This is a genomic window from Mesorhizobium sp. M7A.F.Ca.US.005.03.1.1, assembly GCF_003997975.1.
In the GTDB taxonomy this organism is placed as follows: Bacteria; Pseudomonadota; Alphaproteobacteria; order Rhizobiales; family Rhizobiaceae; genus Mesorhizobium; species Mesorhizobium ciceri.
On sequence record NZ_RZRO01000003.1, the window covers coordinates 100111 to 125443 of the forward strand.

The 25333-nt window shown below is 58.6% G+C and carries 21 protein-coding genes and 1 tRNA gene; 13 read left to right on the forward strand and 9 right to left on the reverse strand.

Translation table 11 applies throughout. From position 1 onward, the window contains the following. Positions 1-53: 53 nt before the first annotated feature. Both EN990_RS02445 and EN990_RS02450 read right to left on the reverse strand, forming a co-directional pair. Entirely contained in the window at positions 54-2138 is a 2085-nt protein-coding gene (locus EN990_RS02445; protein WP_013530190.1) for an ABC transporter substrate-binding protein, read from the reverse strand. 146 nt (positions 2139-2284) lie between these two features. Beyond that, on the reverse strand, positions 2285-3751 hold the full coding sequence (locus EN990_RS02450) for an alpha-glucosidase/alpha-galactosidase (RefSeq protein ID WP_127384499.1): 1467 nt from the start codon (positions 3749-3751) through the stop codon (positions 2285-2287). A 246-nt stretch (positions 3752-3997) separates the two neighbouring features. Between EN990_RS02450 and EN990_RS02455 the strand changes: the two genes are divergently transcribed. Further along, a complete protein-coding gene (locus EN990_RS02455) occupies positions 3998-4873 on the forward strand; it encodes an AraC family transcriptional regulator (RefSeq protein ID WP_082826649.1) in 876 nt (291 codons plus the stop codon). 27 nt (positions 4874-4900) lie between these two features. Here the strand turns inward: EN990_RS02455 and EN990_RS02460 are convergent, their stop codons facing one another. The 5 genes from EN990_RS02460 to EN990_RS02480 all read right to left on the reverse strand — a co-directional run bounded on the left by EN990_RS02460 (position 4901) and on the right by EN990_RS02480 (position 11239). Continuing rightward, complete coding sequence (locus EN990_RS02460; RefSeq protein WP_127369704.1) at positions 4901-6928, reverse strand: aldo/keto reductase; 2028 nt, start codon at positions 6926-6928, stop codon at positions 4901-4903. 35 nt (positions 6929-6963) lie between these two features. Next, on the reverse strand, positions 6964-8058 hold the full coding sequence (ugpC, locus tag EN990_RS02465) for a sn-glycerol-3-phosphate ABC transporter ATP-binding protein UgpC (RefSeq protein WP_127388238.1): 1095 nt from the start codon (positions 8056-8058) through the stop codon (positions 6964-6966). Between the two features lie 8 nt (positions 8059-8066). After that, positions 8067-8903, reverse strand: a complete 837-nt coding sequence (locus EN990_RS02470) for a carbohydrate ABC transporter permease (RefSeq protein WP_013530185.1) — start codon at positions 8901-8903, stop codon at positions 8067-8069. Next, a complete protein-coding gene (locus EN990_RS02475; protein ID WP_013530184.1) occupies positions 8900-9760 on the reverse strand; it encodes a sugar ABC transporter permease in 861 nt (286 codons plus the stop codon). Before EN990_RS02475 ends, EN990_RS02470 begins: the two co-directional genes overlap by 4 nt. Positions 9761-9967: 207 nt before the next feature. After that, positions 9968-11239 (reverse strand): extracellular solute-binding protein, encoded by a 1272-nt coding sequence (locus EN990_RS02480; RefSeq protein WP_127368060.1) that lies wholly within the window; start codon positions 11237-11239, stop codon positions 9968-9970. Between the two features lie 85 nt (positions 11240-11324). Between EN990_RS02480 and EN990_RS02485 the strand changes: the two genes are divergently transcribed. The 5 genes from EN990_RS02485 to EN990_RS02505 all read left to right on the forward strand — a co-directional run bounded on the left by EN990_RS02485 (position 11325) and on the right by EN990_RS02505 (position 16631). After that, positions 11325-12218: a helix-turn-helix domain-containing protein gene (locus EN990_RS02485; protein WP_024504770.1), complete on the forward strand. Its 894-nt coding sequence runs from the start codon at positions 11325-11327 to the stop codon at positions 12216-12218. 319 nt (positions 12219-12537) lie between these two features. After that, positions 12538-12613, forward strand: a tRNA-Phe gene (locus EN990_RS02490). 98 nt (positions 12614-12711) lie between these two features. Continuing rightward, positions 12712-14430 carry a DUF6538 domain-containing protein gene (locus EN990_RS02495; protein ID WP_245465000.1) on the forward strand — a complete coding sequence of 573 codons (1719 nt, stop codon included), beginning with the start codon at positions 12712-12714 and terminating at the stop codon, positions 14428-14430. A 431-nt stretch (positions 14431-14861) separates the two neighbouring features. Further along, a complete protein-coding gene (locus EN990_RS02500; protein ID WP_024503087.1) occupies positions 14862-15665 on the forward strand; it encodes a hypothetical protein in 804 nt (267 codons plus the stop codon). Positions 15666-15764: 99 nt separating this feature from the next. Continuing rightward, a complete protein-coding gene (locus EN990_RS02505) occupies positions 15765-16631 on the forward strand; it encodes a hypothetical protein (RefSeq protein ID WP_024503088.1) in 867 nt (288 codons plus the stop codon). Between the two features lie 91 nt (positions 16632-16722). Here EN990_RS02505 and EN990_RS02510 read toward each other — a convergent pair whose 3' ends face one another. Continuing rightward, positions 16723-17538: a hypothetical protein gene (locus tag EN990_RS02510; protein ID WP_024503089.1), complete on the reverse strand. Its 816-nt coding sequence runs from the start codon at positions 17536-17538 to the stop codon at positions 16723-16725. A 129-nt stretch (positions 17539-17667) separates the two neighbouring features. After that, complete coding sequence (locus EN990_RS02515; RefSeq protein ID WP_127218517.1) at positions 17668-17982, reverse strand: hypothetical protein; 315 nt, start codon at positions 17980-17982, stop codon at positions 17668-17670. A gap of 361 nt (positions 17983-18343) precedes the next feature. Between EN990_RS02515 and EN990_RS02520 the strand changes: the two genes are divergently transcribed. The 7 genes from EN990_RS02520 (at position 18344) to EN990_RS02555 (ending at position 25333) form a co-directional block, all read left to right on the forward strand. After that, complete coding sequence (locus tag EN990_RS02520; protein WP_081714267.1) at positions 18344-20008, forward strand: RecQ family ATP-dependent DNA helicase; 1665 nt, start codon at positions 18344-18346, stop codon at positions 20006-20008. A 152-nt stretch (positions 20009-20160) separates the two neighbouring features. After that, positions 20161-20421: a hypothetical protein gene (locus EN990_RS02525; protein ID WP_127218519.1), complete on the forward strand. Its 261-nt coding sequence runs from the start codon at positions 20161-20163 to the stop codon at positions 20419-20421. Positions 20422-20745: 324 nt separating this feature from the next. Next, the gene (gene hxsB / locus EN990_RS02535) at positions 20746-22203 is read left to right on the forward strand and encodes a His-Xaa-Ser system radical SAM maturase HxsB (protein ID WP_127368061.1); all 1458 of its coding nucleotides are present in this window, start codon (positions 20746-20748) and stop codon (positions 22201-22203) included. 1 nt (position 22204) lies between these two features. Further along, the gene (hxsC, locus tag EN990_RS02540; RefSeq protein ID WP_024503094.1) at positions 22205-23365 is read left to right on the forward strand and encodes a His-Xaa-Ser system radical SAM maturase HxsC; all 1161 of its coding nucleotides are present in this window, start codon (positions 22205-22207) and stop codon (positions 23363-23365) included. Between the two features lie 60 nt (positions 23366-23425). After that, positions 23426-24250 (forward strand): hypothetical protein, encoded by an 825-nt coding sequence (locus EN990_RS02545; RefSeq protein ID WP_206519144.1) that lies wholly within the window; start codon positions 23426-23428, stop codon positions 24248-24250. 96 nt (positions 24251-24346) lie between these two features. Then, positions 24347-24784, forward strand: coding sequence for a hypothetical protein (locus tag EN990_RS02550; RefSeq protein ID WP_128336529.1), 438 nt, complete (start codon positions 24347-24349; stop codon positions 24782-24784). Between the two features lie 99 nt (positions 24785-24883). Then, a complete protein-coding gene (locus EN990_RS02555) occupies positions 24884-25333 on the forward strand; it encodes a hypothetical protein (RefSeq protein ID WP_245460878.1) in 450 nt (149 codons plus the stop codon).

The window sequence follows — 25333 nt, forward strand, 5'->3', positions numbered from 1 at the left end:
TGTCCGGCCGCGCCAGCGGCGCGGCCGGAGGTCTCTCAGTCAGGGAGGTAAACCTAATTCATCAGCCCCTTCTCTCCGGGTTTGCCGGGCAGCTCATCGGGGAACAATTCATATTTCGCCTGCTTGTCTGCGGCGACAAACACCCGTTCGCGGATGATCGAATCCTCGGCCCAGTTGAACATGAAGATCGGCGTGCCCTGCGGAATGTTCGAGAAGCGCTTGTTGACGATCAGCGCGCCGGGATATTCCGTCAGGCCGACATTGTAGACGTGCTCCGTCGAGATCTTCTGGAATTGTTTCATCAAGCTGGCGCGCTGGTCATTGTCCTGCGTGGAGACGAACTTGTTGACGATGTCGACGAGGTCCTTTTCGAACGGCATCACGTCGACCTCGCCATTTTCCGGCGCACGATGGTCCCAGCTGGTGCGCGGGCCGACAGGGGCAAGCTGCACGGTGTTCTGCACCACCGAGGTCAGTTCCTGTTCGTTGCGCCGGACCAGCCAATCGAAGCGGCCGGAGTATTGCGAAGCGTCCCGCTGGGTGCCGTTGAGGCCGTTGAGCACGACCCGCAGCCCGAGCTTTTCCATCTGGGCGACGACGCCTTCGGCAAGGCTCTTGTCGGTCGTGTAGTCGTTGTTGACCAGCATCACGATCTCGACATTCTTGCCGCCGGCGGTGCCGGAAGGGAAATTCACGAAGCCGTCGCCGTCCGTGTCCTTGAGGCCGGCCTTGGCGAGTTCCGCCTTGGCGCCATCGAGGTCGAAGGGGTAGTAGACCGTCGAATTGCGGTCGTAGAAGCTGGTTCCTGACGACAAGCCGCCGGGATAGATGGCGGTGAACGGCCCCTTGACCAGCGAGTCGCCGAGCGCCTTGCGGTCGAGCGCCATGGTGACGGCCTTGCGGAAATCCTCGTTGCGGTTCAGCTCGCGGATCGCCTGGCCGCGTTCGTCCGGATTGCCCCAGCCATTGGCGGAAAAATTAAAGCGCAGATTGTAGCCGATGAGCCGCGGGCCGAAAGCAAGACGGGCAGGCGCGTTCGCCTCCGCCGCACGCTTCAGCGAGGCGACGAAGTTTTCCGGCTGCTCCAGATTGGAAAAATCAGCCGCGCCGGCCACCGCCTGGACGTCGCGATCGGCCCAGGTCGACAGCTTGTAGTGCAGTTCGTTGAGATAGGGCAGTTGATTGCCCTTTTCGTCGACCTTCCAATAATAGGGATTTCGGCGCATGACGATGATATCGTCCGGCCGGTATTCGACCGGGACCCAGCCGCCCATCACCGGCATGTTCATGAATTCCGGCGGGAAGGCATTCTTGAACTGATCGTAGGTGTTCTTCGAATATTTCGGATGCTGCGGCTTCAGGATGTGCGCGGGACCAGGACAGAAGGTGCCGTAGGCCATGGCATACAGGTACTGCTTCGGGAAGGCGTCCTTGAAGGTCCATTCGACGGTGTAGTCGTCGATCTTCTTCAACGTCGTGCCGACGCCGAAGGTTTCCGGCGTGGCGCCGTTCAGCGGCGAGACGTTGGGATCGACGACCTCGTCGTCCCAGTAGAACATAACGTCGTCGGCGTTGAACGGCACGCCGTCCGACCACTTCGCGCCTTCGATGAGGTGCATGGTCAGCTTGTGGCCATCGCTCGACCAATCCCAGCTCCTGGCCAGGTTCGGCAGCGGCTCGGTGTCCTTGGCCTCGACCTGGAACAGCGGGGCGGTGCGCGTCAGGCATTCGGAGAGGCCGATGTCGATGCCGCCCCAGCCTTGCGTCTGACCGGCGCCGTAGTTCCAGCCTTCCGGCCGCCCGCCGATGACGTGGCGCATCGTATCGCCATAGACGCCGATGCCGTCTTGCATATTGCCCGTCTTGAAGACCAGCGGCTCCTTCGGCAGCCTGTCTTTCACCGGCGGAAGCTTGCCGGTCTTGACGTATTTCTCGGTGACCCAGTCCGGCTCGTGATATTCGGGAAGCGCCTTGAACTCCAGAATGGAGTCGCGCGCGACATAATTGATCTTGCCTTCGGCGGGAAACGGTGTCGGCGCCGGCGGAACCGTCGGCTCGGAAGCGTAAGCACTGAGTGCCGAGACCGAGACGCTCAGCGCCAGTCCGGCAGCAAGGCCGATATTGCGTAAATTCCTCACTGTCTCTCTCCCTCTTGTTTGTCCGGAGCGTTTGCACCCGCTCCGCCTCTCCTCGAATTCAAACGGCTTCGTGGCAGTGGATCCGCCTCCCATGGATCCACCATCACCGCATGAATTTCCAGCCGGCCCGTTTCAGCCGGCCCGTTTCAGCCGGCTTGCTTCAGCGCGGCTTTTTCGGCGCGCAATTCCTCGATCGAGCGAACGCTGCGCCGTGCGGCGCCCGCCCACTCGCGGGTCTTCACCTTGGATGTCGACAGCCGCTCCCTGGCGGCCGGAACCGCATGGGCGTATTGCGGCAGCCAGGCTGCCTGGGCGACGACCATTTCGTCGACCATCTGCCAGACCTCCTCCGGCGTCGAAACCGCGCCGACCAACGGGTCATGCAGCACGGCGAGCTTCAGAAGATCGATGTCGCCTGATATCGCGGCATGCACCGACATGCGCTGGACGTTGATCGAAGCGATGCAGGTGGCGGCGCAAGCCTCCGGCAACGTGATGCCGGCGGCCATGTTGATGCCGAAACGGTCGACGAAGCCCGGCGACTCGATGATGGCATCCTGCGGCAGGTTGGTGATCACGCCATTGTTCTTGACGTTGAAGTGGCCGCGATAGACGCGGTTGGTCTCCAGCGCCTCCAATATGTGGCTGGCATGCTCGTTGGAGCGTTTCTCGCGGTCGATCGGCTTGGACGCCGCTTCGAGGAACTGCGGATATTCCGTCTCGAACCAGTTGCGGGTTTCGGTGGAGTAGCGGAGATAGCCGCCGGTCTCGCCGTGAATCCAGTCGGACATATCGATCCAGCGCGTGATCTCGTCGGGACGTTTGCGGTACCAGGGCAGATATTCGGAAAGATGGCCGTTGCTTTCGGTCGAATAGACACCGAAGCGCTTCAGGACGTCGATGCGCAGCTTCTCCTGCCTGGAATAGACCGGATGCGCCTCGAAAGCGGCCACCAGTTCATCCTTGCCAATGGGGCGGCCGTTGAGGCGCAGGTCGATGAACCAGGTCTGGTGGTTGATGCCGGAACAGACATAGTCGAGCTCCTGCGTGGACTTCGCGCCAAGCACCTCGGCGATCTGCTCGGCGCCGTGCTGGACGCCGTGACAGAGCCCGACAGTGTCGACCTTGCCGTATTCGATCGCCGCCCAGGTGTTCATCGCCATCGGGTTGGCGTAGTTCAGGAATTTGACGTTCGTCTCGGCGACCTCGCGTATGTCCTTGCAGAAATCCAGGATCACCGGAATGTTGCGCTGGCCATAGAGAATGCCGCCAGCGCAGATCGTATCGCCGACGCACTGGTCGATGCCGTATTTCAAGGGAATGCGGATATCGTCGGCGTAGGCTTCGAGGCCGCCGACCCGCACGCAGCTGATGACGTAGCGAGCGCCTTCGAGCGCCTTGCGGCGGTCTGTGGTCGCCGTCACCCTGGTCGGCAACCTGTTCGCCTCGACGATCCTGTCGAGGATCGCCTTGATCATCTGAAGATTGTGCTCGCTGACATCGGTCAGCGCGAATTCGATGTCCTTGAATTCGGGCACGCACAAGATGTCGGTGAACAATTTCTTGGTGAAGCCGACGCTGCCGGCACCGATGATAGCGATTTTGAAACTCATCAGCCGCACCTCATTCCATTTCGAATTGCAGGCAAGGAATGACAATGGAGGCTGTAGCCACATGCCGCGACATGTATGCAGGACAAGCCGGAATCCGGCTCGCCAACCTCCCTGTCCGCTCCTTGACTGCGGATCTCTCTCGCTTTTCGATGGGGATTATGCGCTTATTCGCGAGCGCGACCAGAGAAGGATTATGCTTTCAGGGGTAATTTTGTGCTGCATGATTTGATAGAACACGGACAGTCCATGCGCACGATCTCGCTGCCGCGCGGCCGCCAGCGCCTGCACGCCATGCCGACGAGCACGGGCTACGAAGTGCGCGAGGACGAAATCTACGACTGGGACGGCCGCAAGCGCGGTCAGACACCGTTCACCGTGCTCCAGCACACGATCAGCGGGACTGGCCGGCTGCGCTACGAAAACCGCAACTACCGCTTGCAGAAGAACGACACATTGCTGGTGCTGGTGCCGCACAACCACCGCTACTGGCTGGCTGGAGATGAGCGCTGGGAATATTTCTGGATTTCGATGAACGGCGAGGAAGCGCTGCGCATCCACAAGTCGATCCTCAGCGTCTCGGGTCCTGTATTTCGGCTGCAGCCGGCGACAATCGATCATCTTGCCGATTGCAGCTTGCGCCTGATCAAAGGCGCCGCTTCGCCGGGTGCTGCTTCCGCGATAGCCTACGAGGCTGCGATGGCGCTCTATGACGATGTCTTCGGTTCCCATGCCTTCGCCGAAAAACTAAGCGCCATGCAGCCGGTCATCGATCACATCAACGCCAATCTCGACAAGCCGCTGCCGGTGGCGGACCTGGTCCAGATCAGCGGCCTCAGCCGAGCCCATTTCTCACGCTGTTTCGCCGAGAGCGAAGGCCTGCCTCCGGCCGAGTTCGTGCTGCAGCAGCGCCTGCAACGCGCGGCGAAGCTGCTGACCAAAGCGGATTTTTTGCCGGTGAAGGAAGTCGCCATCCTGTGCGGCTTCGAGGAAGCGAACTATTTTTCAAAGGTCTTCCGCCGCTGCTACGGCATCACACCGAGCCAGTTCCGCACCACAGGCATGTACGCGAATTTGCGGACTCCGGCCAGGCGCGGCGTCAGGGCGTTCGATGACGAGACCTGACGCCGCCACGGTTAAACAGGCAGCCAACTAGGCAGCGCGCAGGCTGCCGCCGTCCAGCCATTCGAGATCGGCTTGCGAAAGCGTGATGTCGAGAGCGCGCAGGCTGTCGTCCAGTTCATCCAACGTGCGTGGCCCGATCAGCGGGATGGAGGGGAAGGGCTGAGCGAGCACATAGGCCAGCGCAATATGGATTGGGCTCTTGCCCAGTCTCGCGGCAAGTTCGATCGCCCGGTCGCGGCGGCCGAAATTCCGCTCGGAGTACCAGACCCGCACCAGCTCCTCATTGTCTTGCTTGTCGCGACCCGCCCGATCGGTGAAGAAGCCGCGCCCCTGGCTCGACCAGGCGAAATTCGGCATCTTCCTGGATGTCAGCCAGGCCTTCCACGCATCCGTGGAGGACGTGACGCAGCCAGCCCAGATCGGCTCCAGCATTTCGGCCAGCGAGAAATTGTTGGACAGCGCACCGGGCTTTTGCTTGCCGGTGCGTTCGGCGTAGGCAATTGCCTCATCCATGCGTTCCATCGTCCAGTTCGAACCGCCGAACGGGCCGCGGATGCGGCCGGCCTTGACCTCGCGATCCATTGCATCGACGAATTCGCCGACCGGCACATCCGGATTGTCGCGGTGCATGAAGTAGACATCGACATGATCGGTCTGCAGGCGTTCGAGCGTCTGGTCGAGCTGCTTGCCGATCACATCAGGATAGCACAGCGGCGAGTGGGCGCCCTTGGCGATGACCACCGATTGCGCGCGCACGCCACGGTTTTTCAACCATTCGCCAAGCAGCTTCTCGGTATAGCCGCCGCCATAGACATAGCCGGTATCGAAGAGATTGCCGCCGGCCTCGAAAAAGGCATCGAGCAGGATCGAACCTGAGGAAAACGTACGGAAATCCTCGAAGCCGAGCGCCACCACCGATGCCGGCTTCGACAGGCCAGGAATGGTGCGCTTGGCGACCGCCGTGCCGCCGGACAGCAGCGGCCGGCCGGAGATGGTGTTGGTGCGTTGCTCGGCCTTCTCGATCCCGTATTCGAGGCCGGCTGCCGCCCGCCATTTGTCCAGCACACGCAAGGTGCCGAGGCTTTCCGCCCACGCCATGCCCGGCCAGGCGAATTCTTGGCCGCCGGCGAGGATCGCCTCGCCGGCTGCGTCGACCTCGAAGGAATAGACATGGCGCTTCTCGTCGACGCTGATGGTCTGGCGCGTACCATCGGAGGCGATGACGTCTATCCGGCCGAGACCGACATCGCGGTTGCCGCCGGCGAACCAGAAGTCCGGCACTTCGATGCGGCCCTTAGTGCCCAGGATGCGCAGGACATTGTCCTGGCTGAGCGAGATGCTGCAGGAGACTTCAGCGACAATGCCACCGGGGAAATGCAGCAGCGCGGAGGCCCATTCGTCGACGCCGGACTGGCCCAGATGGGCGGTGCCGACCACCTTGTCTGGCTCGCTGAAGGGCTTTCCGACGGCCGCACCGGCAATCAGCCGGACCATCGAGACGGGATAGCCGCCGACATCGAGAATACCGCCGCCGGCGAGATCGTTGGCATAGAGCCGGTGCTGCGGCATGAAGCCCGGCATGGCGAAACCGAAGCTCGACTTGATCATCCTGATCTCGCCTATGACGCCGGACCTGATCAGCTCCACCAGCTTCTTGGTCTGCGGGTGCAACCGGTACATGAAGGCTTCGCCGAGGAATGTGCCGGCCTTGCGCGCGGCATGCATCATGGCGTCGGCCTCGAAGGCGGTCAGCGCCAGCGGCTTTTCGCACAGCACATGCTTTCCGGCCTCGGCCGCCTTGATCGCCCATTGCGCATGGCCTGGATGCGGTATCGAAATGTAGACGGCGTCGATGTCGGGGTCGGCGAGCAGCGCGTCGTAGCCGTCGAGGATACGGGCACCGGGAAAACGCTCGGCAAGCCCCGGCTTGGCGGGATTGCGTGCGCCGATGGCGACCAGCTTGCCGGTGTCCGAAGCGGCCACGCCACCGGCAAAGGACTGGGCGATGCTGCCCGGGCCGAGAATGCCCCAGCGAATGGGCGTGGTTGCGGTCATTGTCATTCTCCTTGAAGGCTGGAAAGGGCTGGCGGTCAGCGCAGCCGCAGTCCTTTTTCGTCGAACAGGTAGGATTTGCGGATGGAAACGGTGATCGCGGACGTGTCAGGGACCTTTGCCGCGTCGCGCTGGATCACCACGTCGTCCCCGTTGGCCGTTCTGGCATAGAGGAAACTTGTGCCGCCCAGGTGCTCGATCACGTCGATGGCAACCACAAGGTCGGCGTCGCCTTCTCCGGCATTGCCGAAATGTTCAGGCCGCACACCGACAATGACCTTGCTGCCGATTTTTGGGCCGCCGATTTCGGGCGCAGTGCCAGTCAGCGGTTGCGTGATGCGGGTCTTCTCCTGGCCCGCCAGTTCGACCACGACGCCAGGTGCATCGTGCCCGACAACCCGGCCTTTGATGAAATTCATCTTCGGCGAGCCGACAAAGCCGGCGACGAACTGATTGTCGGGGTTGTCGTAGAGATCGAGTGGCCGGCCGATCTGCTCGATATGGCCGGCGCGCATCACGACGATCCTGTCGGCGAGCGTCATCGCCTCGGTCTGGTCGTGGGTGACATAGATCATTGTCGTGCCCAGTTCCTTATGGAGCCGGGAGATCTCGACGCGCATCTGGACGCGCAATTCGGCGTCGAGATTGGAGAGCGGCTCATCGAACAGGAACACCTGCGGTTCGCGCACGATGGCGCGGCCGATGGCGACGCGCTGGCGCTGACCGCCTGAGAGTTTTTGCGGGCGTCTGTCCATCAGGTCGCTGATGCGCAGGATCTCGGCCGCCCGCTTCACCCGCCGTTCGGTGTCGGCTTTTGGATTGCCGGTCATGCGCAGGCCGAAAGAGAGGTTCTGTTCGACGCTCATATGCGGATACAGCGCGTAGGACTGGAACACCATGGCGATGCCGCGGTCGGCCGCCTCGACATCATTGACCACCTTGCCGCCGATGGCGATCTCGCCGCCGCTGATGTCCTCGAGCCCGGCGATCATCCTGAGCAGCGTCGATTTTCCGCAGCCGGAGGGGCCGACGAAGACGACGAACTCGCCGTCCTTGATGTCCATGCTGGCGCCATGGACGACCTCGAAGACGCCGAAGCGCTTGACGACATTGGTGAGCGTGACCGTTGCCATGCTGCCCCTTACTTGACCGCGCCGGCGGCAATGCCGGCGATGAAATGGCGCTGCAGCAGCACGAAGACGACCAGCATCGGCACCGTCAGCATTACAGCGCCCGCCATGATGCCGCCCCATGACACCTTGGTGAGGCCGATCAGCGTGCCGAGCGCCACCGGCGCCGTCATCGAACCGGGCTGGCTGTTGATCAAAAGCGGCCACAGATAATTGTTCCAGGAGGCGAGGAACAGGATGATGGCGAGTGCGGCCAGCATCGGCCGCGCCAAAGGCAGCGCGACAAAGAGGAAGATGCGCCACTCCTTCACGCCCTCGACGCGCGCCGCATCGAAGAGGTCGTCCGGCATCATCGAAAAACTCTGCCGCATGAACAGCACGCCGAGCGAATTGAACAGCGGCGGAACGATCAGCGCCACCCAGGTGTTGGCGAGCTTGAAGTCGCGCGCCACCATGATGAACTGCGGGATCAGCACGACCGCATAGGGCAGCGTTATGGTGCCCAGTATGATGGCGACAACCGCGCCCTTGCCGAAGAACTGGTAGCGGGCCAGCGCCCAGCCGGCCATCGACGTCAGCAGCACCGACAGGATGGTGTAGGTCACCGCCACCGAGACCGAAATGCCGATGGCGCCGACGAAGTTCGTGTCACGCTGCAGATTGTTGAAATTGTCGATGAAATTGCCGTGCGGCAAAAGCTCGATGCCGGGGCTGAAGATGCCGTTGTCGGGCATGGTCGAGAACACCACCATCATCCACAGCGGAAACAGCCAGATCAGCGCCAGCGGCGTCAGGAACAGATGCAGAGCGATGCTGCGTCCCAGCCTGGCGGAGGAGCGCGAACTCATTTCGGTTCCCTCGTCAGCCACAGCTGCGCCAGCGTGATGGCGATCGCCAGCCCGGCCATGGTGTAGGCGACGGCCGAGGCGTAGCCGAAGTTGAGCGACCGAAAGCCCTGGCGGTAAAGCAGCAGGCCAAGCGTCTCCGTGCCGCCGCCCGGCCCGCCGCGCTCGGTGATCAGGAAGGGCTCGGTGAACAGCTGCATGGTGCCGATGATCGACAGCACGAGACAGAACACGATGACCGGCTTCAGCAGCGGCAGGGTGATATAGAAGAACTGCTTGAGCTTGCTGACGCGGTCGAGCGTCGCCGCCTCGTAGACGTCTTCGGGAATGGACTGCATGCCGGCGAGCAGGATGATGGCGTTGTAACCGGCCCAGCGCCAGGTCACCGCGATCATGATCAGCGCCATCGCCGGCGTGACGTTGGAGAACCAGTCGATCTTGGGCAGGCCGACGCTGTTCAGGAGCTTGTTGATGATGCCGAAATCGAGGTTGAACATCAGCCGGAACACCGCCGAATAGGCAACCTCGCCGACCACGACCGGGGCGAAGAAGGCGAAGCGGTAGAGGCCACGCGCCTTCAAGAGCGGCGAGTTCAAAAGCACCGCCATGACGAGCGCCAGCGAGATCATCACCGGCACCTGGATGACCAGGATGAGCAGCGTGTTCTTCAGGGCGTTGAAGAAGGCCGGATCGCCGATCAACCGGCCCCAGTTGAAGCTCGGCGCGAACCGCCACGGCACGGTGCGCGTCGCCTGGAAGGAGATCATGAAGGAGCTGATGATCGGCCACACCCAGAAGATCGCGAAGATCAGCAGATAGGGCGTGAGGAAGCGATAGGCCGTGGCGTTACGATTGCGCATCTTGCTCCTCCTTCTACCGCTTGTTGTTTCACGCCGTCGCCTGGGTCTTCCCTTCTCCCCTTGTGGGAGAAGGTGTCGCCGAAGGCGACGGATGAGGGGGTGTTCCAGGGAATGCCAACGTCTCACTCCGCTGGAGCACCCGTCATCCGTCTCGGCGCTATCGCGCCGATCCACCTTCTCCCACAAGGGGAGAAGGAGAAGCGGCAATCAAGATTTGACGGGCAGTCCGGTCGCCGCCGCGATCTGGCTTGCGGCATCGTCGAGCGCCGCCTTGGCGTCAGGATAGCCGCCGGCCAGATACTTGGTCTGCACGGCGCGGACGATGATTTCGGCGTCGCTCTGGAACTGCGTGCCGCGGCTCGGAACAACCTTCGGCAAGGTGCCGAGAATGTCCTTCCATACCGCCTGGCCGCCCCAGTAAGACAGGACTTGCGCGACATAGGGATCGTCGAGCGCCGAGACCAGGGACGGTACCAGGCCGAACTCCTTCAGCATCGTGATCTGGCCTTCATTGGTTCCGAGCGTGTATTTCAGATAGGCGTAGGCAGCCTCCTTGTTCTTGGAAGCCGAGGTGATGGCCAGCGAGGACCCGCCGAGATTGGCGGCGCGCGGCCCGTCGGCGGTGAGGCTCGGCATCAGATAGACGCCCCATTTGCCGTTTTCGCCGGCAGATTCGGTGCGAATGGTGCCCTCATACCAGCCGCCATAGATCTGGGTGGCGACGGTGCCGGCGGTGTTGTTGGTGATCTTGGTGCCCCAGTCGGCCGACGAGATGATGCCGGCGTCCTTCATCTCCTTGACCTTGGTCATGGCATCGATGCATTTGGGCTGGTTGACCGTGATCGACTGTCCGTCCTCGGAGAAATAGGCGCAGCCCTGTTCGTTGGAGATCATGCGGAACAATTCCGAGTCGCCGTTGAAATCGGCATTGGTCATCGAGACGCCAGGATTGGCGGCCTGGATTTTCTTGCCGGCGGCGATGAAATCGTCCCAGGTCTTGATCGAAGCCGGATCGACGCCGGCCTTTTCGTAGAAGTCGCGGCGATAAAAGGCGGCCACCGGGCCGGAATCCCACGGCATCGCGTAGGCCTTATCGCCCACTTCCAACTCGGTGCGCTTGAAATCGGGGAATTTTTTCTGGTCGTCGGCTGTGTAACCGAGCGTATGCAGGTCGACGAAGCAGTCGGGGAACTGGCTCCAGTAATTCTCGGCCTCGCCGTTCTCGATGGTGACGACATCAGGCAGCCCGACGCCGCCGGCGGCGCAGCCGGCGATCGACTTGTCGTAAGTCGGCTGGTTGCCGAGATCCTGGACCGTGACCTTGACGTCGGGAAATTGCTTGTTGAAGCCGGCAATGGTCGCTTTCAGCGATGAAGCCGCGACATTCCAGCTCCAGATGGTGATTTCGCCGGATTGCGCGAAGGCCGGGGCTGAGCCCAGGGCAAGCGCGAGCGCGGCGCAGGTCATTGTGATGCGCATTGAAATCCTCCCATTTCATTTGCTCTCTCACTGTGAGCGTGGCTAGACTATGCACCGGGCAAGGCCTGTCGCCGTCAAAGGGAATATGAAATTGGCGGAAAGTAAGATGCCTGAACGGCCGTTCTACCAGCCTGGGGCCAGCAGCGTGGAAGGCCTGCCGCTGCTCCTGCAGATGTTTCACACCAATCCGTTGGTGATGCTCAAGCCGCATTGGCACGCCCAGGTCGAGGTTAATTTCATCGTGCGCGGCAGCGTGCATTACCGCATGAACGACCACGAGATTTCGCTTTCGGCCGGCGAGATGTGCCTGTTCTGGGGTGGCCTGCCGCACCAGATGGACGATTTGTCCGACGACGCCATCTATGCCGGAGCGCATCTGCCGCTGGTGCATTTCTTCCGGCTGCACCTGCCCACGGACATAAGGCACCGGCTGATGACGGGCGCAACACTGGTGACATCAGCCACCGACCAGTCCGACAACCATAATTTCGAGCGCTGGAACCGCTACGCCCGGTCCGGCGACCAGGCCAAGGCCGAACATGCCGTCAACGAATTGCTGCTGCGGCTGGAGCGAGTGCGGTTCGAGCCCTATCGGCTGGTATCCGCAACTCCGACCGACCAGGAAACAGGCAGCCCCTTTGACCAGCAATCGTCGCGGAATGTCGGACGCATGTGCGATTTCATCGCCGAAAACTTCCTCTATGACATCGATTGCGTGAACATCGCCGCGGCCGCCGACATCCATCCCAAATACGCCATGAGCCTGTTCAAGAAATCCACCGGCATGACGCTCAACGAGTATGTGAACCTGTTGCGGCTGAGCTATGCGCAGGCGCTTTTGATGCATCAGGACGCCAATGTGCTGCGCGTCGCCATGGATTCGGGTTTCGGCTCGCTCAGCGCCTTCAACAAGTCGTTCCGCAAGCTCGCCGGCATGTCGCCTTCCGATTTTCGCCGCGGCGTGACCGGCGCCAGATAGGCGATGGCGACTTGCGGGCGCCCAGTGCCGCGAGCATTGCTGCACCTCGACCGCCGGCTAAAAGACATGTCACGGCGTTTCAGCCTGCAATAGCGGCACGGACAAGAATGGCGAAGGCCGGATAGTGCCATGCCGTGCGCCATTCCGGCCCGCAAGCGGCATGGAAACCGGGGCGCCGCACGGCATCGCTTTTCCTGCCTGAAATTGCCACCTAGGCGCTGGACAGGCCGAATTCCCGTGCTATAACCCACGCGCTTTCAAGGGGCGCCCACGGCGCCTCGATGAATTCCGGCCTGCGAGTTTTCGTTTGCCGGAACAGGCCCAGATAGCTCAGTTGGTAGAGCAGCGGACTGAAAATCCGCGTGTCGGTGGTTCGAATCCGCCTCTGGGCACCATCACCCTCGCAAGGTGTTGACACAGCTGAAAAACCAGCAAAACTAACTGCTTAGGGCTACCCGAGTGCTACACACAGGTGTTACACATGGTCCTAGCTATGAGCCGTCCAACAAAACATCGTAAGACCGGCGTTTACTGGTTCCGAAAGCGGATGCCAGCCGATATCGCCTTGTTGACCGGCCGCCGAGAAGTCAACAAGACGCTCGGAACGAAGGACCCCGAAGAGGCAAAGCGAAAATTCGCGGAAGTCCTTGCGGAGTACGAACGTGAGTGGGCGCAGCTTCGGCTAGGAAACGGCTCGGTCAATGGAAGCAGCTGGGGTGGTCCTGCCCCTGCTGGTGCAGATTCCCTCACACCGCGCCTCATTACGGACCGTGAGGCGCATCTTCTTGCCACGGCGGTGCACGATGAGTGGCTTGCGAAATTCTACGACAATCCGAGTGAACAGCTCCACTGGCACACCGACCTGTACGAGGGCATGTGGGAAAAGTATCCGTTGCCATCAACTGATCCAGTCGCTGGAGTGGAAGGCATCGCTGATCCCATCCCGGGGACAATGCCAATTGAGAATGTCTTTTGGAAATCGATGAGGGCCAGATGCATTAGCAGGGCTGAGGCCATCCTAGCTGACAATGGCTACAGCGATGATCCTTGGAGCATTCACAAGACAGCACGAGCTGTTGGGGCTGCTCTGCAGCGAGCTAGCTTGACGCTACAAAGGCTCGAACGCGGGGAGTTTGAGCTAGGAGAGCAGCCCGGGCGCCTTCCTCGTTCGGCAAATACTCAGGCAGCAGACGGTCAGTCCTACAAGGCGACGGCTGGGAACTCCGACGCAGCGACGTTGACCGGCCTCGTTGACGGTTGGTGGAAGGAGAGCAAGGCAGCAGGCAGAAAACCGAGCACCTATGAAAGCTATAGAGACGCCTTTGCCTATCTTGCTCGTTTCTTGAAACACAACGACGCATCGACGGTCACGGCTAAGGATGTCATTGCCTTCAAAGATCACCGACTGAGCACACCCTCGCCGAAAACTGGAAAGATGATTTCCGCCAAAACGGTTAAGGATAGCAATCTGTCGGCTCTGAAAGTCGTCTTCGGCTGGGGGGTCGCCAACGGACTTGTCGCTCATAACCCGGCTGTCGGTGTGACCTTGAAGGTCGGAAAGCCTGCTCGCCATAGATCGAAGGGCTTTTCTGATGAAGAGGCGAAGACGATCCTTTCTGGCGCGCTATCTCATCAGCGAGGGCAGGAAAATCCGAAGACATTTGCGGCGAAGCGTTGGGTACCATGGTTGTGTGCATTCACAGGAGCTCGCGTAGGCGAATTGGCCCAGTTGCGGAAGCAGGATGTATCCCTGCGCGGCGACTTCTGGGTCATTCGCATCACCCCTGAGGCCGGAACAGTTAAGACTAATGAAGCCCGCGAGGTACCTCTCCATCAGCAGGTGATAGACCTTGGATTCCCTGCTTTTGTACAAGAGGCTACAAGCGGCCACCTCTTCTTGAACGTCGATTCGTCTGAAAACGTCCGAGGGGCTCTGCGAGGCTTGAAGAACCGGCTCGCCGAGTTTGGGCGGACCTTCGTGCCAGACCCAAATGTGGCGCCGAACCACGGCTGGCGGCACCGCTTCAAAACAATTGGCATGGAAGCCGGTATTCCTCCGCGCATCCTCGACGCAATCCAAGGTCAGGCAGCTCGGACGGTTGCCGACACTTACGGCGAGGTCACACTCAAAACGATGGCCGAGCAGCTTGCCAAGCTACCCTTCTATTCACTTGTTGACGCAAATCAGAATTTAGCGTCGCGGCCACAGTGATAAGCCATTTTCTTTCTGGTGTAGTTTGACGCGCGTTCGCTCCCCTTGTGGGCACTTCCAGCAGCTTTGCGCATTCCGTCGGCGGTGTGACGGGACCAAGCAATTGCAATTTACCTTGTAGCCACCCTTGCGAATAACCAAGTGACTGCCTATTTCCCCAACTAGACGAATGGCAGCAGCCATCGGCCGAGCGCCGAGTTCTCCTTTGGAGAGCCAAGAAGCTCACGGACTTCGCCGCAGATTTTGCGGTTCAGCTCGGCCAAATCACCACAGATCAATCTGGGGTCGGTGCTGCTGGATTCGTTGTTTTTCCATCTCCATCGATCCCGCTTTTTGCGGAGTAGAAAAATGCCTTGCGATCTAGCTTGTGCAATCTTGGACGCTGTCGCGTTGTCCAAGGAATTTACGGTCGTGAACGCCGGAGGTGCGCAATGAGCGCCAAAGGAAATTCACCAGAACGGAAGCTACCGGTTGCGCTCGAATCAAAAGATAGGTGCCCACCAATCGAAGACTTGCTGAACAACCAAGGTGCCATCAACGGCGCATTGGACACCCTAAGCAACAGCCTCGCTACTCTAGCAACGCAGTATCGCCAGCATTATCGCGAATACCTCGCCGATGGCTATTATTTGGCGTCGGTCATGCGCAAAGATCCCGACACTTGGAGCGATTTCTGTCATAGGCTCGATTGGAACGATGTCGCCGATCGACCCAAAATCAATGAGCCCGAGAGGGCTCTGGAGTACGTGCTTCGCATAGTCTGCGGCCTTGGAAGCAGAACCGGACGACAAAAGGCTTCAAAGCTGAAGTTTGCGCTGCTTGACGCGTGGGAGGCCGAGATTCCACACAGCGAAATACCCGACTGGCTAAAGCAGCGAGGAGGCATCGAGAAGGCTTACAGGGCTAGGCGAGCACGGTTACCCGCCGCAAGGTCAAAGCCAGCCACCGCCAAAGAGCACACGGCTGGCGTGACACCTCATGTCGACGGAAGCGCTCCATATTTGGCTCTCCAGATCTTGGCGAGCGAGGAGCATCTCGCACAAATAAACAAGATCGGGCTTTCGTCTTTTGCTACGCTCTCAGTTCGGCGTTCAGATGGCGATCCCTCCAAATTCGAGATCAGCCTCGTTAAAAAGGGCGGCCCGTATCTTCGCTGGGTCGGGCCTCTGGGGTCAGTTGTAGCACCAAAAAACGTGACAGCACCCACCAACGTGCCAACGCCCATTAGACACTGAAAACGCCGTACCCCACCACCACCTCAATCGTCGAGTGCACAAACCCGTCTTGTGACGCACCATGTGCACTCGACATCACCCCCCATCATGAGATCCATCATGGCTTCCGAACCCATCGTGAAATGGAAGACTTTCGTATCCGCCCATCAACAATTCGACGAAAAAGTGAAGAGATATGCGCTCGGCAAACGAGGGCGTGAGGGCGAGTTCGCTTTGGACGAAGCTATGAGGGAAAACCTCGCAGATCGTTCATCGCTGTCGCTTAAAGCGACAAATTGCCGGGCCAGAATCGAATTCTGCCGTGCCGCCCGCAACGTCATGAAGGCCACAACTAAGCCAATGCCTGAAAGGCCAGCCTACTTTCTGACGCTATCGCCGATCGATTTCGTAACCACCGCTGCCGAAGCAGAGACATACGACTGGTCGGTTCTCCAAGTGTGGGCGGATAAGGTGCTCAAGGGATTTTGCTACTTCGGCATCGTCGATGCAGCTCCGTATGCCAATACCCCAACAGGACGGGAGAAGGTTGTATCGTGGCATATCCACGCCATTGTGTGGGGCGCGAGCCGTGATGAAATGGAGGCGTTTAAGGACTCAGTGAATGAACGGTACGGATCGCTCTTGCCAAATCGCGAGGCAGCGCATGTCCGTGTTCGTAGTAGCTGGAAGGGCCTTCGTCAGAGCCTCATCTACATGCTGAAGGCCCCGCTCAAGACATACCGCGTCTACGCCATCAAAAGCTCCGACAAGCGGCCCACCGGGGAATACCAACAAAAGAAAGATTGGCATAGGTCGGGTGAAGCTGCTGCCGTTTGCCGGTTTATGCACGGCGCGGAGATCGACAAGCTATGCGTCGCCGGACTAGGCGGTCGGGAAGTTTTGGAGCGCACTACGGCTCGGTCCATTTCGACCATCGTTCGGCAGGACGTTGACCGGCTTCATGCCTTGATCCGGGCCGTTGCCTGAGACCGTTTCTTATCCAACTTGGACGCTGCTATGGCGCGAGGAGCCACTTTGGGAACAGTTCGGCGCCAAGTCTCGGAACTCTGAGCAGCAGTCAGCTGCCGTCCTCAAAACGCTTGAGCTTCTCCAGCACGAAATCATTGGGCCGAACCAAAAAGGGAATTTCGTTTGCAGTAGCGCGTCCTTTGAGGACCTCAGCGAAAGCGGTGGCTTGTGCAATTTGCTCACCATCACACGCATCGCGGGGAAGCACGGTACGGCAATCAAAGAATGAACTGGCGAGATCACCTTGGCCTCCTACTTTCGTCGACCCGGTTGCAATCAGATCATCGTTGAGGGCAATGTTGATCTCGGCTTTCCGTAGCCGTGTCTCGGTGGCGGCGAATAGGCCAGCTTTCCCACACACCCTTAGGAATCCGATACCATCTTTGATCTCAACGTCATCACGCGCGCGTTCACGAAGGCGACCTAAGGCATGGGCGGAAGCGTGTGCGACAAGGACCCCAAGCCTGACATCGGTGCCGGACCGCCCAATCTTGAGATAATGACACTGAATGGTGACGCCGGTTTCTAGGCCGGTGAGTGCTTCCATTGGATGGTCGTCGGCTAGCAGCGTGGTAAACATAATTTCGCAGGCTCTTTTGCCAGCAAAGAGGGTGATGTCGACAAAAGCTCCCTTGTCGGCTTCGGGTATGGACTTGAGGCGGTCTCCTACAGCTTGCAGCAAGGCCACACGTTTAACTGGAGACCCCTCTAAATTTAGACTACCGGCCAACCATTTCACTGCTGGCCACCACTCCTTTTCGTTACCATTCGAAATTGCTACGGCGCCGATTAACTCGCGTCGCTTTATCTCTCGCCCAACCTGACGAGCGAAAATGCGGCCTTCCGTTGTGATAGATTTGGCCATAGATGCCCCTAAGCCGATGCGAACAACCGCTCCCGGAGATACCACGCGACGGCGTTCAACACGTTGCCTTCCCAAAACCATTCGACGGTATAGGGTCGAGAGACCTGCCCCAAAGCGGACCAAGCGTTTTCATTGGCCGCAGAACGCGAACTGTTTGATCGTATACGTGGTCTCAGAAACCTTCGTCAGGTTTCCCGACCCGACATCGTAGAAGCGCCGGACGCACGTGTCGTACTTGTCATTGCTGGTGTCCATCCAATCCGCTTGCAGGAGAGTGCTGTCGATACCGTAGCGGAGTTGAAGCTGATAGTTGTCCTCGCCGCCGAGTGGAAAATCGACCACCCTGCCATCACGGCCATCGATCAGAAACGCGAAAATGCACGACGTGCCACAGCCAATTTCGATCATTGTAAAGTGGCCGCCGTAGTTCGGGCCGGACTTCATACCGTTCCGAATCCTCGTCTTGAATTGGGCAGCGGAGCCCGCAAATTTTGGCAGGGCTGACTTCCCTTTGAGATACATTTTTGTGGGATAGTCGCCGAATTTGGGTTGCCGCTGCCGGTGGGACCGCGAGGAAAATGGCGGCCAATAACGCTGAAATCAGTTTCATCATGCTGCCCAAATCCCCTTACGGAACGGCAATGCCTCCGGTCACTAAACCTGTCAAGAGTTTCCTACACCCGGTTTTAACTGAGACCTCTCACTATTCCGCGTAGACTTGCGATGCTTTCGAGGGAACTACCCTGCCACCTGCTAATTACAATCGGGGAATTTTGATCTGAACGTGCCATCCAGTAGCTGGTCCATGATCCGGCAGCAGGTTTTGCACCGTGACGGCTATTGCTGTGTGTCCTGCGGCATCAGGCTCAAGTCGGCGGATGCCGACGTTCACCATTTGCTCCCTCGCTCGATGGGCGGAACCGACGAGATGTCGAACTTGGTCACGCTCTGCGACGGATGTCACGCGCGCCATCACCCAAACTTGGCTGGTGGTCTGGCAAGACGGGCGATTGAGAGATGGGCCGTGAGGCTCGCGAGATGGGTGGACCGCGAAGGAGTGGTGACCGAAGCCACAGGTAACTTCGGACCTGCTCTACGCCTGTTTGGGCTGCAGCGATTTCGTCACGGTCAGTTGCCGATCATATTGGCGGCGCTTTCGGGAAAATCCGTGTTAGTCGTCAGTCCCACAGGTTCCGGCAAAACCCTATGTTTTCAGCTTCCCGCGGTGCTTAGGCGTGGCGTCGCCCTTGTTGTTTCTCCCTTGAAGGCGCTGATGTCCGAACAGGTGTCCGACCTTCTAGCCAAGAAAATACCGGCAACGTTCATCAACAGTGATCTCAGCCGCGAAGAGAAGGAGACCCGCTTTTCTCTGCTTGGCCTCAAGGCCATAAAGCTCCTCTATGTTGCGCCGGAGCGGTTTTTTGTTCGTAGCGACGCCGAGCGCAACCAGCTTAAGCGGAGCGAACCGTCCTTTTTGATCATAGACGAGGCCCATTGCGTTGACCGCTGGGGTGAGGACTTTCGCCCCGAGTACGGGCGCTTACGCGAGGTTCGGGAAAAGCTCGGTGCTCCCCCAGTCTTGGCTTTCACAGCTACTGCTGGAAAGGAAATGCAGGACCGGATTCTCGCCTCGCTTGGCATCCCGGATGCAAAGGTGTTCGTCCGCGATGTGGATAGGCCAAACATCGCGATGTTGCGACGGCATTGCCGATCTGAACAACGGGCGCAGGAAATAGCATCCATGCTGGCGCTGCCCCAGTTGAAGGGGCAGAAGGCAATGATTTTCGTCCCTACGGTAAAAGTGGGTGACGAACTGCGGACTGCTTTGTCGGCGATGGGGTTGGACATCCCATTCTATCATTCCAAGCTGGGAACTGCATGGGAGAGGCAGGAACTCGTGAAGCGCTTCTTGGGGCAGAGCCGCCCAGTGGTCGATCAGATTGTCTGCACCAACGCCTTTGGCATGGGCCTCGACGTTCCTAACGTGCGGCTGGTGGTGCACTGGCAACAATCAGCATCTGTTGAAGACCTGTTGCAGGAGTTTGGCCGCGCTGGAAGAGATGGGAAGCCGTCGGTCTCGGTCATGTTCCACGACGGTAAAGGTCGAGGTGATACGGGACGCCTCAAATTCATGGCCGAGATGACTGTCTCGAATGCACCGGGGGATGAGCACCAAAAAGCGGTCATGCTGGAGCAGCGGACCCGGAACATCGATCAAGTGGCCGGGATGCTCCGCTCGACTTCTTGTCTTCGTAAGTCGATCCGCAACTATTTCGGCGATAGCGAGGCACGGCACAAACTGAGCCTTGCAGAGCGGATCCTTGAATGGGTTTTTGGAACACGTGCGCCGAGAACCCACCACACCGCTTGCTGCGATAGCTGCGACTCCGCAACAATCAAAAAGCACGGCGCGATAGCTTATGTTGCGCGGGTCATGGGAGCTGAATTCTCGCGTTCAGGGCGAAAATGACGATCGATTGCGCTCAGAAGACGGAACCCGGCAACTCCCGCAATACAGTATTTGGTGGAACATTGTTGATATCTTAAGCACGTCTCCACAATCGGTACTTGTCCGGCTTGGCCCGTTTTGCTAATGAGTCCGTACAAACGGGGGTTTGGATAATGTCGAAGCGCAATTTTCTGTCACCAATGGCCTTGTCGGCCACGATGATTCTCGGCGGCCAAGTTCAGGCTGCAGTCCTTGTCGAATCGGCAAATCAGCCTTCGGCCAAGCTCGCTGAAGCTGGCACTGTTCCGGCGGACCTCGGCTACGGTGAGGTGCTCGACCGCTCAAATGGTACGGACGTTATCATGGCGTACCACACCAGCCATTCGAGCCATGCTAGTCACGGGTCTCACTGCTCTGGCTACAGCTATTGTTGATGGCGGACACTTCTCGCGATAGCGAGCTCGTCCAGACTGCCCAAGTCAAGTTTGATCTGTCAGTCTTCAGCCTCGACTGTGTGAAGCGCGCAGCGTATCGGGTAACTGGAAACGCTGCGGTTGAGATCACGATCGAAGGCGGCTTCGCAGTATGCACGATCAACTTCAGTAAGGCGGCCGCGCGAGCTGCGGCCGACGCAGCGATAGAAAGGCTGCGGCTAGAGGTCTTGGATCAGGACCTGCGTAGCAGCATCGCCGCCGAAACCGCCACGGTTAGAAACGCTATACTGGCGCTGGCGTTTTCCAGATCGGGCCTACAGTCCGATGACTAAGTTTGCTCCGGCAACTGAGTTCCAACGACCGTTGGACGACACATACCAGCTCGCGTACTTCCGTTTTTCCCAGTTGGATGACGAGCGGTATATGCTGACCAACCAAGCGGGCGAATATCTGGTATTGCCGCGCGCCGTGCTGGCTTCGTTTGTCAAGCACGAGCTTCCCAGCACACACCCCGCTTACTCCCGCCTGCGCAGCAGGCAGTTCCTCTTTGATGCATCCTCCAATATCGGCAAGGAGCTGCTGGCGCTTAAGGTTCGGACCAAGGCAAAGAGGCTGGAGAACTTCACATCGCTTCATATAATGGTCGTGTCTTTGCGGTGCGAGCACTCCTGCCCTTACTGTCAGGTATCCCGTCAAAGCGAAGATCGTTCAGCCTTCGATATGTCAGAGGAGACTGCCGAGAAGGCGTTGGCGCTCATTTTCCAGTCTCCAAGTCCGGCTATCAAGATCGAGTTCCAAGGCGGCGAGCCGCTTCTGAATTTCCCGTTGATCCAACACATCGTGCATCGGGCTGAAGCGATCAACAAGGTCGCCGGGCGGTCGCTGCAATTCGTTATCACGACGAACCTCGCTGTCGTTACGGACGAAATCTTGGAGTTTTGCTGCGAGCACAGCGTCCTAATTTCTACGTCGCTTGATGGTCCGGCCATTCTTCACAATGCCAATCGACCACGCCCGGGAAAGAACAGCTATGAATTGGCTGTGGCAGGTATCCACAAGGCCAGACTGGCTCTCGGCCATGGACGCGTCAGCGCACTTATGACGACGACCAAAGCCAGCCTTCCACTGGTGCGCGAGATCATTGACGAATACGTGCGGCTAGATTTCCCCGGAATATTCCTTCGGCCGCTTTCTCCTTACGGCTTCGCGGTCAAGACGAAATCGTACGCTGCCTATGACGTGGACCACTGGCTCGACTTCTACTTCGACGGGCTGAATTACATCCTCGAACTGAATCGGAAAGGCATTCCTTTCAAGGAGTTTTACGCGGCCACCATCCTTACAAAAATGCTCACGCCTTTCGAGCCGGGATATGTGGACCTGATGAGCCCGGCAGGCATCGGTATCTCCGCCGTTGTCTATAACTATGACGCCAGCGTCTACGCATCCGACGAAGCGCGCATGTTGGCTGAGATGGGCGACAAGACATTTCTGCTCGGGAACGTCCACGAAAACACGTATGCGGAGATTTTCGGGTCTGACGCTCTCCTCGATCCTATCGAGCAGTCTTTTGCAGGCTCCGTACCGATGTGCGCCGACTGCGCTTACGAACCGTTCTGTGGCTCCGATCCGGTGTTCCACACCGCAACGCAGGGCGACTTTGTTGGCCTCAAAACGCGGTCGGGATTCTGCAATCGCAACATGTCGATCTTCAAGAGGCTGATCGACCTTATGGAGAGGGACGTTACCGCCCGAGAACTCTTTCTAAGTTGGGCGAATTAGGATGTTGCGACTGAGTGGCTTCGCTGCGTCAGCAAGCGTCGGTGATTTCTCACAGCGAGTGGCACTTAGGCTCGTGACGGGCCAAGCTGATCAAGCGCCCAACCCGGAGCATGATGCGTATCTTTTCAAGGGGCAGGCGTTACATCCTGAATGCCAGTGGGTTGTCACCTTTGAGGAGCACCGGCCGGAGGCTGAGCGACTGTTTTCAGACCGACGACTAGTCGTTCTGCCCCACGAATTCGACTACCTCAGCGAGGGAGACGTTATCCGCTTTGTCCCGGATCGGAAGGCAGTGCGTGTCCTGTTCAGAAAGGGTGCCAACGCGAACTATTTCCTCGTAACGGAGCGGTGCAACCACCTGTGCTTGATGTGCTCCCAGCCACCCAAAGACGTTGACGATCGCTGGTTGGCGCGGGAGATTTTGGATGTGCTGCCCTTGCTGCCCGCAACGACCCCGTTTCTCGGGATCACTGGCGGTGAGCCGACGCTGGTGGGTGAGGACTTTTTTGACATTTTGTCATCAGCTCGTGACCACCTTCCTTCTACGCCGGTTCATATTCTTTCCAATGGCCGGACATTTAAGGACAAGGCCTTCTCGCATCGCTATCAAGCAATCGGGCATCCTCGTCTTTCCGTTGGCATACCGATCTACTCAGCGGACCCGGAAGTGCACGACTATGTGGTTCAATCCAAAGGCGCTTTCGATGAGACCATCCGCGGGATCATGAACCTGAAGTCCGTCGGGGCTGAGGTTGAGATACGAGTTGTCGTTCACAAGCAGACCTATGAAGGTCTCGCCGACCTGTCAGATTTCATTTTTAGAAACCTCACCTTCGTAGACCACGTGACGTTCATGGGGCTGGAGATCACTGGCTTCACAAGGGCAAATATGGATAAGCTCTGGATAGACCCGTACGACTATCGAAGTGAGTTGCGGGCGGCTGTGCAATATCTGGCTGCGGCTAGGATCAATGTTTCAGTCTACAATCACCAGCTCTGTCTTCTTGATGGCTCCATCCATCAGTACGCAAAACGCTCGATCAGCGATTGGAAAAATGAATACGCCGATGAGTGCAGAGGTTGCTCCCTACGCAATAAGTGTGGCGGCTTCTTTTCATCCAGCAGCCTCGCAAAGAGCTCTCACATCGCGGCGTTCCAATAATAGAACACCGATGTGCATCGGGACTTTCACGAAACCCGATTCAAAAGCTAAGGCCGTCCAATGCGAAGCTACTTGAGAAACTTTCTCGCGCTAATTGTCATCCTCAGCTTCACGACAGCGTCAATCGCAGATGATTTCAATGCCATTCTATTCGGTCATTCAGTCGAAATTTACGGCGAGGCCGAGGAGACGATGCACCTTGATGGAAAGCCGACCATTACAGACGGTAGACTCACAATCGACGAAATCACAATTGTGAACGGAATTCCAACATTGGTCGGCAACAGCCTGTCCGGCGGCAACGCTTGCGAAGGCTCACCCTTCATTGTTTCGTTCCCCCCTAGCGGCCAGCCTCGCATTGACGGGCCGATCGAGGGAGCCGACTGCGCCTTGGTAACCCGCAAGGTTGAAGACACTGCGATTACTTTTTCCACAGCTCCAAGTGCCGGAAGGGTAGGCAAGATATGGGTCTGGACGCCCTCCACTGGCCTTGCTGAGCAGGCGTCCGTTGAAATGCAGCCTGATTTGACTAAGGGCTTCGCGACCTTGCGAGAGCGCACTGTCAAACACCCGTCTGACCTTTTCAGCTACGGGGAAATTAGCAGTGCCATCAGCGACCTCCTCGGCCCCGACCTCGGTGCCTACCGGGAAACGCTTGATGGGACGGGCTCCGGCAAATTCGTCGGCGACGACTATGTAGGAACGGCTTGCACCCCGCATATGTGCGGCCTTCAGGAGGCATTGGTTTTCGTGTCCGCAAAAGAACATCGCGTCTACGCGGCGTGGAAACCGGATCAAAAGAAGATAGAAGTCCGGCCGCCTCTAGATGATTGGCCGGACAAGGCTCGGGTCGAACTGGCAACGTGGGCGCGAAAATGGATGTAGCTCGGATTTGAGGTGATAATCTTGCAGCTGAGATATCCGTTAGCCTTTACAATCGCGGCCTGCGTCGTTTGCGGTCCGGTGTTGGCCCAATCAGCCATGGAACACCACCTCTGGCAAGATAAGCGTAAATTCGATCCCTATAGTCGTACGGCAGAGTCAATCACCGGAACGATACGGCTCTCGGGAAATCCAGATTTCGCCATCCCGGGCAGCAAGCTGGCGATCACATTCGGAAACGGCAAAAAAGTTGGTCTGACCTCGGTGGGCGCATCTTGGCGTCAGTGGGACGAAACGGGCGATAAAAAAGCGACCGCGGAAGTTTTCAAATTGTCGCGGGATCCGGGTGCTCTTAGAAACGGCAACACGCTTTGCGGTGATCCGAAATCTGACCCAGCCCAGTACGTCGTGTTTTTCGAAAGATCGTCGTCTGGTGGTCCCCTGCTGCTTGGGATGGCGGTCTTTGGATCGAAAGACACTCCGCACGACATCAATAGCCCAAACCTCTGCGGCACTTTCAATTATTCTACAGACTGAACCGGCCGTCTGGCCGATTGGGGCCGCTGCGAGTGATTAGAGTACTTTGGAGTATCATTGGGGACGACTATGAAGTTTTTCAGGTACGTATCTGCAGTCTTGGCCATCGCTATCTCCGCTTCAGCAGGATGGGCCGATGACCACGATCCCATCTACTACGGAAGTCGGGCCGGTATGCAGCTTACCACAGTGTCGACGGAAGGCATCGGCACGGCAAACGCCAAGATTCACGTACGGCACACGCCCAAGGATGCCAAAGCCTTCTGTGTCCAATATAACTCGGACTACTCGATGGCTTGCGTCAAGCAGACAATGGCTTTGGTCAAAATCGACGATTATGTGACCGGTAATTGCGTCAAACGGACTTGGTTGGATCTATCGAACGAAAAGTTCGCGTTCCTCGGCCCCGCCAAGAAGTCAGACGAAATGATCGCCGATTACGCTATAAAGCGCGTCAAAACTGGCGAGATTCTCGACGGCACAACGGCTTCGGGATACTGGGTCGAGCTCGGCATTTTCCAGCACCTCTGTCCCGGAATTGCGAAGTAA